Source organism: Kitasatospora sp. NPDC058063 (assembly GCF_042885395.1).
GTDB lineage: Bacteria > Actinomycetota > Actinomycetes > Streptomycetales > Streptomycetaceae > Kitasatospora > Kitasatospora lactacystinica.
This window is the reverse complement of sequence record NZ_JBHVSD010000001.1, coordinates 641,448-655,135: the sequence shown is the minus strand read 5'-3', so window position 1 is coordinate 655,135 and position 13,688 is coordinate 641,448. Positions and strand designations below refer to the sequence as shown.

Here is a 13,688-nt window from a genome sequence, read left to right as displayed (position 1 = left end):
GAACAGCCCGCACAGCCCGCACAGCCCGCACGAAGTTACCGTCGCGGAACCGCCGACCACCGACCGCGCGACCTACCACCGGGGCGGTGACGGGAGCGACGACCGGAACGACGACCGGAGCGACGCCGCAGAGCAGGAGGACGAACACCGACCGTGGCAGCGACACCACCACCCCGCCGCCGGCCCGGCGCCGTCCAGGTGGCCACCCTGGCCGGCCTGGTCGTCGTCCTCGCCCTCGCCGGCCTGGCCTTCGGCCGCGCCACCCCCGGCGACCTGCGCGACCAGGGCCCGGTCCGGGCCGTCACGCCGCCGCCGGTGCCCCAGCCGCTCTGGCCGAAGCTGCCCACCTCCCCGCCGCCGTCCGCGGCCGCGGCCGACGTCACCCAGGAGCCGCCGCAGCCCGTACCGGACGTGACCGTCCCCGGGCACGACATCACCGCGGTCGACGTGCGCACCGTCCTCGCCAAGGACCCGAACGTCGGCCCGGAGGAGCGCCAGGCGCTCGGCTCCTGCGCCGGGTGCGAGGTCCGCGCCCCCGAGTTCCGCGACCTCTCCGGGGACGGGCAGCCCGAGCTGATCACCGTCGTCACCACCCCCGGGCGGGTCGTGCTGCACGTCTACGCCCTCGCCGAGGAGCACCTGCTGCCCGTCCTCCAGGTACAGGTCCTGCCGGCGTTCAGCGCCGCCACCGTCGGCACCGACCTGCGGCTGTTCGAGCCCACCAGCGCCTACGCCCGGACCACCAGCCTCTACCAGTGGAAGGACAACAGGCTCGTCCTGAAGGAACGCAAGGACGAGGGCGTCGGCCTGCTCCCGCACACCGGCGCGGACACCGCCGCCCCCGAGTCCGGCCCGGCAGTGGCACGCCCCACCCCGTTCGCGCCGAGGCAGGCGGCCCCCGAGGCCGCCGTCCCGTCCCCGCGCCCCGTCCGGCCGTCCTCCGGGCCCGCCGCGCCCTCCACCCCCTCGGGGCCCTCCGTCCCCGCCGTGCTCCCGGAAGCCAAGCGATGACCCCCGCCACCGCCCCCGCCCACCCGCACATCCTCCTGGTCGAGGACGACGAGGTGATCCGCGAGGCCACCCGGATGGCCCTGGAACGCTACGGCTTCCCGGTCACCACGGCGGCCGACGGCCTGGAGGGGCTGGAGGCGTTCCACGCCGTCCGGCCCGACCTGCTCCTGCTGGACGTCATGCTGCCGCTGCTCGACGGGGTCGGCCTCTGCCGCCGGATCCGGGAGGAGAGCCAGCTGCCGATCCTGATGATGTCCGCCCGGACCGACCCGGTGGACGTGGTCTCCGGGCTGGAGGCCGGGGCGGACGACTACGTGGTCAAGCCCTTCGAGAGCGCCGTCCTGGTCGCCCGGATCCGTACGGTGCTGCGCCGCGTCCGGGTCGTCCCGGCGACCGACGCCCCACCGCCCCCGGACGCCCCGGCGGCCGACGCCCCGCCGCTCCCCGGCACCCCCGGAGTCCCCGGGGTCCCGCAGCCGGTGGTCCCGCCGACCGCCCCCGCCCCCACCCCGTCCGTCCGCAGCTTCGACGGCCTCCAGGTGGACACCGACAGCATGGAGGTCCGGGTGGACGGCCGCCTCGTCCCGCTCACGCCCACCGAACTGCGGCTGCTGCTGGAGTTCACCGCCGCGCCCGGGATCGTGCTGGAGCGCTCCACCCTGCTCGAACGCGTCTGGGACTACGAGTGGGGCGCCGACACCCGGGTCGTGGACGTCCACGTGCAGCGGCTGCGCGCCAAGATCGGCTCCGGCCGGATCGAGACCGTCCGCGGGTTCGGCTACAAGCTGCGGCGCCCGGCATGACCCTGCGCCGCCAGATCGCCACCGCCGTCGCCGCCATCGCCGTCCTGGTCGCGGTGGCCGTCGGCCTGCTGGTCCACCAGGCGATGATCCGTCAGCACGTGGACCAGGCCCGCTCCTCCGCACTCGCCGCCCTCGACTCGGCCCTGGCCGGCTACGGGCGCGACGGCGAGGTGGCCGGCCACGGCGCCGCCGTGAACGACCCGGCCCTGCCCGACCGGCTGCGCGCCCTCGCCGACGGCGGCCGGCACGGCTCGCTGCTCGCCGCCGACGGCACCGGCGAGTCCATGTGGGCGGCCGGCCCGGTGCAGAACGGGGTGCTGTCCGTCCGGGTGGACTTCACCCAGGACCGGCAGGCCATCGCCGACCTGGACCGGATCATCCTGCTCACCGTCGTCGCCGCGGTCTTCACCACCGTGCTGGCCGGCGTGCTCGTCGCCGACCGGATCAGCCGCAGGCTGCGCACCGCGGCCACCGCCGCCCGGGGCATCGCGGCCGGCGGGACGGACACCCGGATCGGCGAACTCATCGACGGCAAGGACGAGGTCGCCGACCTCGCCGCCGCCGTCGACCTGATGTCCCGCACCCTGCACCGGCGCCTGGAGGACGAGCAGCGCTTCACCGCGGACGTCGCCCACGAGCTGCGCACCCCGCTCACCGGGCTGGTCACCGCCGCCGAGCTGCTGCCGCCCGGACGCCCCACCCAGCTCGTGCAGAACCGGGTCCAGGCACTGCGCGGCCTGGTCGAGGACCTGCTGGAGGTCTCCCGCCTGGACGCCGACGCGGAGTCCCCCGACCTCTCCGCCGTCCCCCTGGAGCGCGCGGCACGCCGCACCGTCTCCCTCACCGGCCTGGATGTCACCGTCGACATCACCGCCGACCGGCAGGTCCGCACCGACCTGCGCCGGCTGGACCGCATCCTCGGGAACCTGATCCTCAACGCCCACCGCCACGGCGCCGGCCCGGTCCACCTGCACGTCGACGGCCTGCGGATCACCGTCCGCGACCACGGCCCCGGCTACCCCGAGGACCTCCTCCGGCACGGCCCGCAGCGCTTCCGCACCAACGCCCCCGAACGCGGCCGCGGGCACGGCCTCGGCCTCACCATCGCCACCGGCCACGCCCGCGTCATCGGCGCCACCCTGACCTTCACCAACCACCCCGAGGGCGGCGCCGTCGCCACCCTGGCCCTTCCCCCGGACTGAGCCCGCCCACGCGAAAGGGCCGGCCCGACAACCCGTCGGACCGGCCCTTCCCTCGCATACCTGAGCCCCCTGTCGGGTTCGAACCGACGACCCCCGCTTTACAAGAGCGGTGCTCTGGCCAGCTGAGCTAAGGAGGCACGGTGGCCGTCCGCGATGGATCACGGCGGCACCGGGGGCAGTCTACCGGGCCCGGGTGACGGGATGGGGGGATATCCGGGGCTTGGTGGGATGGGTGGGCGTGATGGAACCGATGCCGAAATCGGGGCGGGTGGGGGCTGACAAGTCACGGAACCGCAGGTAGCGTCGCCGGGAGTCGGTTCGAGCAGTGGTTCAGACCACTGGCGGCCCGGCGGAACCCTGACAAACCCCCCTTTACTCGGATCGTCCGGCACGTTCCTGCCGGTGAAGGAGAGCGACAACCATGGCTTCTGTCACGTACGACAAGGCGACCCGCGTCTACCCCGGGGCGGACAAGCCCTCGGTGGACGCGCTGGAGCTGGAGATCGCGGACGGCGAGTTCCTCGTGCTGGTCGGCCCCTCGGGCTGCGGCAAGTCGACCAGCCTGCGCATGCTGGCCGGTCTGGAGGACGTCAACGCCGGTGCGATCCGGATCGGCGACCGCGACGTCACCCACCTGCCGCCGAAGGACCGGGACATCGCCATGGTGTTCCAGAACTACGCGCTCTACCCGCACATGACCGTCGCCGACAACATGGGCTTCGCGCTCAAGATCGCCGGCGTGAACAAGGCGGACATCCGCACCAAGGTCGAGGAGGCGGCGAAGATCCTCGACCTGACCGACTACCTGGACCGCAAGCCGAAGGCGCTGTCCGGCGGTCAGCGCCAGCGCGTCGCGATGGGCCGCGCGATCGTCCGCCAGCCGCAGGTCTTCCTGATGGACGAGCCGCTGTCGAACCTGGACGCCAAGCTCCGCGTCTCGACCCGCACCCAGATCGCCGGACTCCAGCGCCGCCTGGGCATCACCACGGTCTACGTCACCCACGACCAGACCGAGGCCCTCACCATGGGCGACCGGGTCGCGGTGCTCAAGGACGGTCTGCTCCAGCAGGTCGACACCCCGCGCAACATGTACGACAAGCCCGCCAACCTCTTCGTGGCCGGCTTCATCGGCTCGCCGGCCATGAACCTGGTCGAGGTGCCGCTGGTGGACGGCGGCGTGAAGTTCGGCGGCTCGGTCGTCAACATCTCCCGCGAGGACCTGTCCGGCGCCGGCACCGACAAGACGGTGACCGTCGGCATCCGCCCCGAGCACTTCGAGGTCGTCCCGTCGGGCGGCATCGAGGGCGTCGCGGTGACCGTCAACGTGGTCGAGGAGCTCGGCTCGGACGGCTTCGTCTACGGCACCACCCAGATCGGCGGCAAGGACCACGAGCTGGTCGTCCGCGTGCCCGGCCGCCAGATCCCGGCCCGCGGCGAGACCATCCACGTCGTGCCGATCGCCAACGAGACCCACGTCTTCTCCACCAGCTCCGGCCTGCGCCTGAGCAACTGACGCGACCTCGCGCCTCCCCGGAGCCCGTCGGACCCCCGTGGTCCGGCGGGCTCCGTCCGTGCACCCCCGCGTCAACACGGCGGAGGGACGAAACCGGACAGTGTGTCACTCGATGGTGTAACGGAGGGCGATCCTGCCCGTACCCACCGCTACTCTCCTGAGGGTGAAGCAGCTAGTGCGCCGTATCGGCCAGACCGTCGCCCTGACCCTGCCGGTCGTCCTGGTGACCACCGGCACCCTCGCCGTGACCCGGGTCCCGTGGGCCCCGCCGACCGGGCTCGACCAGCAGGTCGTGGCGGCGTCGAGCGGCGACGGCGCCGGGATCGGGCGTTCCAACAACGCGACCGGCGCCGCGGCCAGGACCTCGGACGGGCTCGCCCCGCAGGACTCGCTGCGGGTGGCGCTGCTCGACGAGCTGCGCGCGAAGAACCCCTCCGCCGCGCTGGACCTGCTGGAGCGCTCGATGCGCGAGCAGCCCTCGCTGACGCCCTACTGCACGTCGCTGGCCGGTGAGCTGGGCAAGGCGGCGGTGCGCAAGTACCAGGGCGACGTCCAGCGGGCCCGCTCCTTCGCCCGCCCGGTCTGCGACGGCTCGTTCGCGGCCGGCGTCGTCGGCTGAGGAAGGCCGGAGACGGTCGGAGAAGGCCGGAGACGGCTGCGGAAGGCCGGGAGGACCCCGGTCCCCGAGGCGGCGGACACCCCCGTCCGCCGCCTTATTGTTCAGGCATGACCGCTGACTCCGGCCCCACCGCCGACCTCCCGTCCGCCCGGCCCCCGCAGCCCCACCCGCCCCGGCCGACCACGACGCCCGTCACCCAGGCCGTCATCCTGGCCGGCGGCCAGGGCTCCCGGCTGCGCCCCTACACGGACGACCGCCCGAAGCCGCTGGTCGAGATCCCCGGGACGGGCACGCCGATCCTCGGCCACCAGCTGGCCTGGCTGGCCGAGGAGGGCGTCACCGACGTCGTGATCTCCTGCGGGCACCTCGCCGACGTGCTGGAGGAGTGGCTGGACAAGGCGGACCTGCCGCTGCGGGTGCGCACGGTGGTCGAGGCGGAGCCGCTCGGGCGCGGTGGCGGGCTCAAGTACGCGGCCAAGGCGCTGCCCCGCCCGGACGAGCCCTGGTACGCCACCAACGGCGACATCTGGACCCGCTTCAGCCTGCGCGAGATGGCCGCCTTCCACCACGAGCGGGACGCCGTCGCGACGCTCGCGCTGGCCCGGCCGCGGATCCCCTGGGGCGCGGTGGAGACCGACCAGTTCGGCAACGTGCTGGACTTCATCGAGGCCCCGCCCTCGCCCTTCCTGATCAACGCCGGCCTGTACGTGTTCAGCCCGGAGTTCGCCGAGCTGCTGCCGGACGTGGGCGACCACGAGCGCACCACCTTCCCCCAGCTGGCCCGCGGCAAGCGACTGGCGGGCTACCAGCTGCCGCAGGGCGTGTACTGGCGGGCCATCGACACCGCCAAGGACCTCACCGAGGCGGCCAAGGAGCTCGCCTCCGGCGCCGGCCGGGCGCCCCGGTAGCCGACGGGCACCGCAGGCCCGTCCGCGCCGCGACCGGACAGTCGCAGGCCCCGCCCGACTGCCCACCGCACACGGACGCGGACGCGCTCGCCCGACCCGGCGCGAACGCGGACGCCCCCGCCCCACCGCACGCGCACGGCGATCGGCCGGGTGCTCCCCCACGGAGCACCCGGCCGATCGCCGTTACTGCGGGCGTCAGGTCGCGGTCGGCGCCCCCGGGTGGGAGGCCCGGCCGCCCGACAGATCGGCCAGCGGCGCGCTGCCCAGCACCCCGCCGAGCAGGCCGCCGGAGCTCGGGCTGGACTTGGACCCCGGCCCCGCGCCGCCGGCACCCGGGGTGCTGCGCGACGCGGGTGCCGTGCCGCCCGGGCCGGTGGGCGGCGCGGGCGCGGCCGGGGAAGCGCCCGACCCGGCCTCCGCCCTGCCCGAGTGCCCCTTGCCGCTCGGCGTCGGGGTGGCGGGCTTGGCGGGCGGCGTGGTGGCCGGGGTGGTCGCGCTCGGCGTCGGGGTGGCCGGGCGCGGGGCGGCGGGCGGGGGCGTGGTGGACGTGCCCTTGCCACTGCCGGGGGTGCCGGACGGACTGCCCGACGGCCAGACCGGGGTGCCGTAGTCGGTGGCCGGACGGTCCGGCGCCTGGTGCGCCCGGGCGCCGGTGCGGACGGCGGCACCGAGCATCGAGCCGAGCAGCAGGGTCAGGCCGACCACGACCGTGGTGACCACGGCGCCGCGGCGCAGCACCCGGCGGCGCAGTGCCCCGGTGGTGTCCGCGCCGAACCGGCGCCAGGCCTCCAGGCCGAGCCGCCCGTCCAGCGAGGCGAACGGCGCCCCGGCGATCAGCAGCGGGCTCCACGCCGCGAGGAAGATCAGGTCCGGGGTGTCGTAGACCGGGACGGCCCGCCAGCTGACGGTGAACAGCAGCGCGGCGGAGAGCGCCATCGCGGCGCCGGCGGCGAGCCGCTGCCAGAGGCCGAGGACGGTCAGCACGCCGACCACGATCTGGGTGAACGACACCGCCAGGCCGGCGCCCACCGGGTGCGCCATGGCGAAGGCCAGCAGCGGCTCGGCGACCCTCCAGGGGTGCAGCGAGGAGAGCCAGCGCATCATCGAGCCGCGCTCGCCGCCGTCGAAGTACACCGGGTCGCAGAGCTTGCTGAACCCGGCGTAGACCGAGAGCGAGCCGAGGACGGCGCGCAGCGGCAGCAGCACCAGGCCGAGGTCGACCCGGCGGCCGGGGTACCAGGGCTGCTTGCCCGCGGCGTCGGCGGCGGAGACCTCGGGCAGCTCGCCGCTCGGGGTCCAGCCGTGCGGTTCGCCGACCGGGCCGACTCCCGCGTCGGTGGCGGTGCCGGCGCCCTCGCGGGGCTGGCGCGGGACGGCCCGGGCGCCCGCGAGGGAGGGGAGCGCCCGGGTGTCCGGCTCGACCAGGCGGACGCCGCCGGCCGGGGTGCCGCCGAGGCGCACCGCTTCCAGCAGCTGGGTGGCCGCGAGGTCCCCGGGGGGTGCCTGGCCGGTCCAGGTGACGGCGGTGACCCGGCCCTTGCGGCGCGGCGCGCCGCCGGCCCCGGCCAGCGCCGGGACGGCGGAGGCGGGCACGACGACCTGCGGGGTGACCAGCGGACGGCGGATCAGGCCCTGGTTGGCGTACGGGTCGCCGAACGCGGCGCCGGTGGACAGCAGTCCGGCCGGGGCCTCGATCAGCGGCGCCGTCGGGGCGCCGAGCCGCAGCCGGAAGCTCGCCTGGGTGCTGCTGAGCCGCGAAGGGTCCGACTCCACCTTGACGGTGTTGAGGGCGGGGCCCGCGTCTATCCCGGAACTGCCGTTGCCGAACAGGGGGCGCCGAAGTGTTCTGGTGTCCACGCCCGTCTAACCGGGTGACGGCCGCTTAGGACACTCTGCCGGGTGGATGTCCGGCGCACACTTGAAGTGATCATGAAAAAAGCGATCGGGCCCGATCGGGCCCGATCGCCTTCCACTCGGATTGCGGGGAATTCGGAAGATCGCCTGCGCTCCGCACCCCCGCCGTGCTCAGCACCAAGCGCTCGGCACCAAGCGCCAAGCGCCAAGCGCCAAGCACCAAGCGCTCAGCGCTCAGCTCTCAGCTCTCGGCACTCAGCGCTTGGCGCGCAGCCGCGCGGCCTCGTACAGCACGATGCCCGCCGCGACACCGGCGTTCAGCGACTCGGTCAGGCCGGACATCGGGATCCGGACCCGCATGTCGCAGGTCTCCGAGACCAGCCGGGACAGGCCCTTGCCCTCGCTGCCCGCGACGATCACCACCGGACCGGTCAGCAGCGCCAGGTCGCCGATCTCGGCCTCGCCGTCGGCGGCCAGGCCGACCACCATCAGGCCGGCCTTCTGGTAGGCCTCCAGGGCGCGGGTCATGTTGGTGGCCCGGGCGACGGGCAGCCGGGCCGCGGCGCCGGAGGAGGTCTTCCAGGCACCGGCGGTCATGCCGGCCGCGCGGCGCTCGGGGATGACCACGCCGTGCGCGCCGAAGGCGGCGGCGGAGCGGACCACGGCGCCCAGGTTGCGCGAGTCGGTCACGCCGTCCAGCGCGATGATCAGCGCGTCCTGGCCGGCGTCGGCGGCATCCGCCAGGAGGTCCTCGGGGTGCGCGTACTCGTACGGCGGCACCTGGAGCACCAGGCCCTGGTGGTTCATCCCGCCGGTCATCTGGTCCAGCTGGGGCCGCGGGGCCTCCATCAGCGGGATGCCGCGGTCGTTGGCGGCCTGGAAGGCGTCACGGACCCGGTCGTCGGTGTCGATGAACTGCTGGACGTACAGCGCGTTGGCCGGCACGTCGCCCTGCAGGGCCTCGACCACCGAGTTGCGGCCGAAGACCAGTTCGGCGCTGCCCGCGCCGCCGCGGCCGCCGCGGCCGCCGCCGCCGGCCCGGCGCATGCCGGCCCGGGCCTTGGCGTCCCGCTCGCGCTTGATCGCGGCGTTGGCGGCGCGCTGCTTGGGGTGACCCTTGCGCTCCGCACCGGGCGGGGTCGGACCCTTGCCCTGGAGCGCCTTCCGGCTGTGCCCGCCGGTACCGACAGACGCGCCCTTCTTCGATCCGGGGTTGCGGCGGTTCCTGCGCTGGCTGTTGCCGGCCATGGCTGTACTTCCTGTCTGTCCGGCATGCCCCGACCGCCCCGGTCTGCCCGGTGGCCGCCGACGACATGCGTACGTCATGCGGGAGGGCCGTACCGGTCCGGTACGGCCCACCCATCACCCCGATCGTCGGATGGGGTTACTGGCTGTTGATCGTCCAGCGCGGGCCGGACGGGGTGTCCTCGATCGCCAGCCCGGCCAGGCCGAGCTGGTCGCGGATGGCATCCGCGGTGGCGAAGTCCTTGCGCTCGCGCGCCGCCTGCCGCTGGTCCAGGACCAGGCGGACCAGCGAGTCGACCACGCCGTGAAGGTCCTCGCCGCGCTCCGTCCCGGCCCAGTGCGGGTCGAGCGGGTCGAGGCCCAGTACACCGAGCATCGCACGGACCTCGGCCAGTCGCGCCACCACGCTCTCCTTGTCGTCCGCGTTCAGGGCGCTGTTGCCCTGGCGGACGGCGGTGTGCACGACGGCCAGCGCCTGCGGGACGCCGAAGTCGTCGTCCATCGCCTCGGCGAAGGCCGGCGGCACCTCGGGCGCCGCGTCGACCGTGCCGCAGCGCTCGACGGCGCGCTGGATGAAGCCCTCGATCCGGCCGAAACCGGCCTCGGCCTCGCGCAGCGACTCCTCGCTGTACTCGATCATCGAGCGGTAGTGCGGGGCGGCCAGGTAGTAGCGGAGCACGATCGGCCGCCACGCCCGGACCATCTCGGAGACCAGCACCGAGTTGCCCAGCGACTTGCTCATCTTCTCGCCGGCCATGGTGACCCAGGCGTTGTGCACCCAGAAGTTGGCGAAGTCGTCACCGTAGGCCTTGGACTGGGCGATCTCGTTCTCGTGGTGCGGGAAGATCAGGTCCAGCCCGCCGCCGTGGATGTCGAAGGCCGCGCCCAGGTACTTGTGGGCCATCGCCGAGCACTCCAGGTGCCAGCCCGGACGGCCGGGGCCCCACGGGGTCTCCCAGCTCGGCTCGCCCGGCTTGGCGGCCTTCCACATCGCGAAGTCGCGCTGGTCCCGCTTGCCGGTCTCGCCCTCGCCCTCGGGCTGGCGCAGGTCGTCCAGCTTCTGGTTGGAGAGCGCCAGGTAGTCGGGGTACGACCGCACGTCGAAGTAGACGTTCCCGTCGGCCGCGTAGGCGTGGCCCCTGGCGATGAGGCCCTGCATCATCGCGATCATCTCGGGGATGTGCCCGGTGGCCCGCGGCTCGACGGTCGGCCGCAGGCAGCCGAGCGCGTCGTAGCCGTCGTTGAAGGCGCGCTCGTTCTCGTAGCCGATCTGCCACCACGGCGTGCCGAGCTCGCGCTCCTTGGCGATGATCTTGTCGTCGATGTCGGTGACGTTCCGGGCGAAGGTCACCTGGTAGCCGCGGTAGGCGAACCACCGCTGCATGATGTCGAAGTTGAGGTACGACCGGATGTGCCCGATGTGTGGCGCCGACTGGACGGTAGCGCCGCACAGGTAGATCGAGACACAACCCGGTACAAGCGGGACGAAGTCGCGTACCTGGCGGGTGCTGGTGTCGTACAGACGAATGCTCACAGCGTCAAGCGTAGTGGGCAGCAGGGGGTGCCCCGCCACATTCCCCGGGACAACGGGGGCGTGATCCCGGGGAAACAGTGGCCCGCGGGCGGGGTCAGATGCTGCCGAGCACCTTGCGCGGGGCGAGCCGGACGACCACCCGGACGTCGTCCGGACCGTCCCAGGTGTACTTGTCCACGCCGCGGTACTTGGCGGCCAGCTCGTCGATCAGCTCCCGGCCGCCCTCGGTGGTCAGCGAGACCTCACCGCGGGCCTCCAGGTACTCGTACGGGTCCTCCGACGGGTTGACGAGGATCGAGACCCGCGGGTCCCGCTCCAGGTTGAGGTGCTTGCGGCGGCCCTGGACGGTGGAGAACAGGATGTCGTCGCCGTCCCGCTTGACCCAGACCACCGAGGACTGGGGGCTGCCGTCGGGCTGGATCGTGGAGACCACGGCGAAGCTCTTGTCGTCGAGCAGCGCCTTGGCACGGTCGGAGAGCTGGGCGGTCACGGATTACCTCTTCTCGTCGGCGGTTCGGCCCGAGCGGAAGCCCGTACGGGCCCGAGCCGAACAGTAGCGACTCGGGCCCCGCGGACACCGGGTGAACACCCGTCAGAAGCGGTTTCTTCCCGCCCGCTCACCGCGACCGGCTCAACGCCGTTCGTACACCAGGGCGGTGGCGATCGCGGCCAGCCCCTCGGCCCGGCCGGTCAGGCCCAGTCCGTCGGTGGTGGTGCCGGAGACGGACACCGGGGCGCCGACCGCCCCGGACAGCGCCGCCTGCGCCTCGTCCCGCCGCTTGCCGATCTTCGGCCGCACGCCGATCACCTGGACGGCGACGTTGCCGATCTCGAAGCCCGCCTCGCGGACCAGCCGGGCCGCCTCGCCCAGCAGCTTCACCCCGGACGCGCCGGCCCACTCCGGGCGGTCGGTGCCGAAGTGGGCGCCCAGGTCGCCGATCCCGGCGGCCGAGAACAGCGCGTCGCAGGCGGCGTGGGCGGCGACGTCGGCGTCCGAGTGCCCGGAGAGCCCGGCCCCGGCGTCCGGCCAGTCCAGCCCGGCCACCCGGAGCGGGCGGCCGGCCTCGAAGGCGTGCACGTCGGTGCCGATCCCCACCCGGGGGATCACGGGGGCGGTCTGCGGGTCAGTAGGCATCGGCGGCCCTCCTGCGGGCGAGTACGGCCTCGGCGAGCACGAGGTCCAGTGGACGGGTGACCTTGAACGCCTCCTCGTGGCCGGGCACCACGACGACCCGGCCGCCGTAGCGCTCGACCAGGCCGGCGTCGTCGGTGACCGGCGGCGCGTCGGCGGTGCCGTCGCTCTCCTCGGCCAGCGCCTTGGCGTGCACCTCGACCAGGGTGGCGCGGTCGAAGCCCTGCGGGGTCTGCACCGCGCGCAGGGTGGCGCGCTCGGGCGTGTCGAGCACCGGCTCGGGACCGCCCGGGTTCGGCTCGACCCGCTTCACCGTGTCGGCCAGCGGCACCGCGGGCACCACGGCCCGCGCCCCGGCCCGGACGGCGGCCGCGACGGCGTCCACCACCTCGACCGGGACCAGCGGGCGGGCCGCGTCGTGCACCAGCACGATCCCGACCTCGTCCGGGATCGCGGCCAGGCCGAGCCGGACCGACTCCTGGCGGGTCGCCCCGCCGGCCACCACCCGGATGTCCTTGTCGTCCAGCCCGTGGCTGTCCAGCAGGGCGACCACCTCGGCCACCCCGTCGGCGGGCGCGGCGACCACGACCAGGCCGACCGCCCGGCTGCGGGCCAGGGCCCGGACGGCGTGCACCAGGAGCGGCACACCCCCCAGTTCCCGCAGGGCCTTCGGGGCCCCCGGCCCCAGCCGCTCACCGCGTCCGGCGGCGGGCACCACTGCTGCTGCGACTGCTCCTGACGCGTTCAGGTTTCACTCCTTCGGCGAAGTGGGTATGGCCATGGCGTGCCCGGCGGGCGCACCGGGCCCCTTCCGAAGAACCACGGTCCACCGCCCGCCGCACAGCTCCGCAAGCTCCCCGCAACAGCGGGGGCCGAAACGGTCTTGCCGGCCTCGGCCGGCCAGGGCGGGTGGCGTGGTCCGGACATGCCTCAGCGCCCGAAGTGCCAATGCACCACTCCCGGACGGTTCGTCCGAGGAGCGGCGCGCCGGCACCGGGCGCTGTGAGCGTTGGGCGGCAGCCCGACCGCACTGCGGTGGCGCGCGCTACGAGGCGAGGACCTCGTCGAGCAGCGTCTCCGCCTTGTCCTCGTTGGTGTTCTCCGCCAGCGCGAGCTCGCTGACGAGGATCTGGCGCGCCTTCGCGAGCATTCGCTTCTCGCCGGCCGAGAGGCCGCGCTCGCGCTCGCGGCGCCAGAGGTCGCGAACGACCTCGGCGACCTTGATGACATCACCCGAGGCGAGCTTCTCCAGGTTCGCCTTGTAGCGACGGGACCAGTTGGTCGGCTCTTCCGTGTACGGTGCCCGCAGCACCTCGAAGACCCGGTCCAGACCCTCCTGGCCGACCACATCGCGCACACCGACGAACTCCGCGTTCTCGGCGGGCACGCGGAGCGTCAGGTCTCCCTGCTGCACCTTGAGCACCAGGTAGGTCTTGTCCACACCTTTGATCTGGCGGGTTTCGATGGCCTCGATCAGCGCGGCCCCGTGATGGGGGTAGACCACCGTGTCGCCAACCTTGAACGTCATGTGACAGGACCCCTTCCGTGGCTTTCCAGAATAACACGCTTCTCGGCACACTCGAAGGGCGTTTTCGCAGGTCAGGGCCGGTCTCGGGGCTTGACAACGACCCCCATGACGTGCTGCGACCGATGTTCGAGAGCGGCTTCCCGCAGGTCGGAGGCGGTTCCGGGGTTGGACGAAACCCTTGCGCAACACCCCCGCAACCATGATTGGATCTTGAGCTTTCACCCCTTTTCGGGTCGCGACCGAATCGTTATTCGATCTTGGTCGAACCTTGTCCGTCGAGTGACCTGGACACGTCGAGCGTGCCGCCGGACGGCCCCCCGGCGGCCCCCGGGAGTGCGA

The 13,688-nt window shown here is 73.7% G+C and carries 13 protein-coding genes and 1 tRNA gene; 6 read left to right on the top strand and 8 right to left on the bottom strand.

Annotated features, from left to right (window positions below; genetic code table 11):
* The first annotated feature begins 153 nt into the window (after positions 1-153).
* Genes ACFVUY_RS03025 through ACFVUY_RS03015 form a run of 3 tightly spaced genes read left to right on the top strand, consistent with a single transcriptional unit; the run spans position 154 to position 3,016 of the window.
* Positions 154-1,011, top strand: coding sequence for a hypothetical protein (locus ACFVUY_RS03025; protein WP_387726943.1), 858 nt, complete (start codon positions 154-156; stop codon positions 1,009-1,011).
* Entirely contained in the window at positions 1,008-1,814 is an 807-nt protein-coding gene (locus ACFVUY_RS03020) for a response regulator (RefSeq protein WP_387726941.1), read from the top strand. Before ACFVUY_RS03025 ends, ACFVUY_RS03020 begins: the two co-directional genes overlap by 4 nt.
* Positions 1,811-3,016 carry a sensor histidine kinase gene (locus tag ACFVUY_RS03015; RefSeq protein ID WP_387726939.1) on the top strand — a complete coding sequence of 402 codons (1,206 nt, stop codon included), beginning with the start codon at positions 1,811-1,813 and terminating at the stop codon, positions 3,014-3,016. Before ACFVUY_RS03020 ends, ACFVUY_RS03015 begins: the two co-directional genes overlap by 4 nt.
* 63 nt (positions 3,017-3,079) lie before the next feature.
* On the opposite strand, the gene ACFVUY_RS03010 is transcribed toward ACFVUY_RS03015, so the two are convergent.
* A tRNA-Thr gene (locus tag ACFVUY_RS03010) sits at positions 3,080-3,153 on the bottom strand.
* A gap of 284 nt (positions 3,154-3,437) precedes the next feature.
* Between ACFVUY_RS03010 and ACFVUY_RS03005 the strand changes: the two genes are divergently transcribed.
* From ACFVUY_RS03005 to ACFVUY_RS02995, 3 genes are all read left to right on the top strand, one after another.
* Positions 3,438-4,529 carry a sn-glycerol-3-phosphate ABC transporter ATP-binding protein UgpC gene (locus tag ACFVUY_RS03005; RefSeq protein ID WP_359915308.1) on the top strand — a complete coding sequence of 364 codons (1,092 nt, stop codon included), beginning with the start codon at positions 3,438-3,440 and terminating at the stop codon, positions 4,527-4,529.
* 163 nt (positions 4,530-4,692) lie between these two features.
* Positions 4,693-5,148, top strand: coding sequence for a hypothetical protein (locus ACFVUY_RS03000; protein ID WP_387726937.1), 456 nt, complete (start codon positions 4,693-4,695; stop codon positions 5,146-5,148).
* A 107-nt stretch (positions 5,149-5,255) separates the two neighbouring features.
* Positions 5,256-6,056 (top strand): NDP-sugar synthase, encoded by an 801-nt coding sequence (locus tag ACFVUY_RS02995; protein WP_387685914.1) that lies wholly within the window; start codon positions 5,256-5,258, stop codon positions 6,054-6,056.
* 195 nt (positions 6,057-6,251) lie between these two features.
* On the opposite strand, the gene ACFVUY_RS02990 is transcribed toward ACFVUY_RS02995, so the two are convergent.
* The 7 genes from ACFVUY_RS02990 to ACFVUY_RS02960 form a co-directional block, all read right to left on the bottom strand.
* Positions 6,252-7,913 (bottom strand): DoxX family membrane protein, encoded by a 1,662-nt coding sequence (locus ACFVUY_RS02990; RefSeq protein WP_387726935.1) that lies wholly within the window; start codon positions 7,911-7,913, stop codon positions 6,252-6,254.
* 252 nt (positions 7,914-8,165) lie between these two features.
* Positions 8,166-9,158, bottom strand: a complete 993-nt coding sequence (rlmB, locus tag ACFVUY_RS02985) for a 23S rRNA (guanosine(2251)-2'-O)-methyltransferase RlmB (RefSeq protein WP_387689137.1) — start codon at positions 9,156-9,158, stop codon at positions 8,166-8,168.
* Positions 9,159-9,294: 136 nt separating this feature from the next.
* Positions 9,295-10,689 carry a cysteine--tRNA ligase gene (gene cysS / locus ACFVUY_RS02980; RefSeq protein WP_387689134.1) on the bottom strand — a complete coding sequence of 465 codons (1,395 nt, stop codon included), beginning with the start codon at positions 10,687-10,689 and terminating at the stop codon, positions 9,295-9,297.
* A 94-nt stretch (positions 10,690-10,783) separates the two neighbouring features.
* Positions 10,784-11,179 carry a PPOX class F420-dependent oxidoreductase gene (locus ACFVUY_RS02975; RefSeq protein ID WP_387689131.1) on the bottom strand — a complete coding sequence of 132 codons (396 nt, stop codon included), beginning with the start codon at positions 11,177-11,179 and terminating at the stop codon, positions 10,784-10,786.
* Between the two features lie 141 nt (positions 11,180-11,320).
* Positions 11,321-11,824 carry a 2-C-methyl-D-erythritol 2,4-cyclodiphosphate synthase gene (gene ispF / locus ACFVUY_RS02970; RefSeq protein WP_359913742.1) on the bottom strand — a complete coding sequence of 168 codons (504 nt, stop codon included), beginning with the start codon at positions 11,822-11,824 and terminating at the stop codon, positions 11,321-11,323.
* Positions 11,814-12,569: a 2-C-methyl-D-erythritol 4-phosphate cytidylyltransferase gene (gene ispD / locus ACFVUY_RS02965; protein WP_360343805.1), complete on the bottom strand. Its 756-nt coding sequence runs from the start codon at positions 12,567-12,569 to the stop codon at positions 11,814-11,816. The genes ispF and ispD overlap by 11 nt, the downstream gene beginning before the upstream one ends.
* Before the next feature lie 297 nt (positions 12,570-12,866).
* The gene (locus ACFVUY_RS02960; protein ID WP_014136563.1) at positions 12,867-13,349 is read right to left on the bottom strand and encodes a CarD family transcriptional regulator; all 483 of its coding nucleotides are present in this window, start codon (positions 13,347-13,349) and stop codon (positions 12,867-12,869) included.
* Between the last annotated feature and the right edge of the window lie 339 nt (positions 13,350-13,688).

Bases quoted from the DNA above. Each gene is read 5' to 3' on its own strand.
- ACFVUY_RS03020 (WP_387726941.1), top strand. From the start codon at position 1,008: ATGACCCCCGCCACCGCCCCCGCCCACCCGCACATCCTCCTGGTCGAG.
- ACFVUY_RS03015 (WP_387726939.1), top strand. From the start codon at position 1,811: ATGACCCTGCGCCGCCAGATCGCCACCGCCGTCGCCGCCATCGCCGTC.
- ACFVUY_RS03005 (WP_359915308.1), top strand. From the start codon at position 3,438: ATGGCTTCTGTCACGTACGACAAGGCGACCCGCGTCTACCCCGGGGCG.
- ACFVUY_RS02995 (WP_387685914.1), top strand. From the start codon at position 5,256: ATGACCGCTGACTCCGGCCCCACCGCCGACCTCCCGTCCGCCCGGCCC.
- rlmB (WP_387689137.1), bottom strand. From the start codon at position 9,158: ATGGCCGGCAACAGCCAGCGCAGGAACCGCCGCAACCCCGGATCGAAG.
- ispF (WP_359913742.1), bottom strand. From the start codon at position 11,824: ATGCCTACTGACCCGCAGACCGCCCCCGTGATCCCCCGGGTGGGGATC.
- ACFVUY_RS02960 (WP_014136563.1), bottom strand. From the start codon at position 13,349: ATGACGTTCAAGGTTGGCGACACGGTGGTCTACCCCCATCACGGGGCC.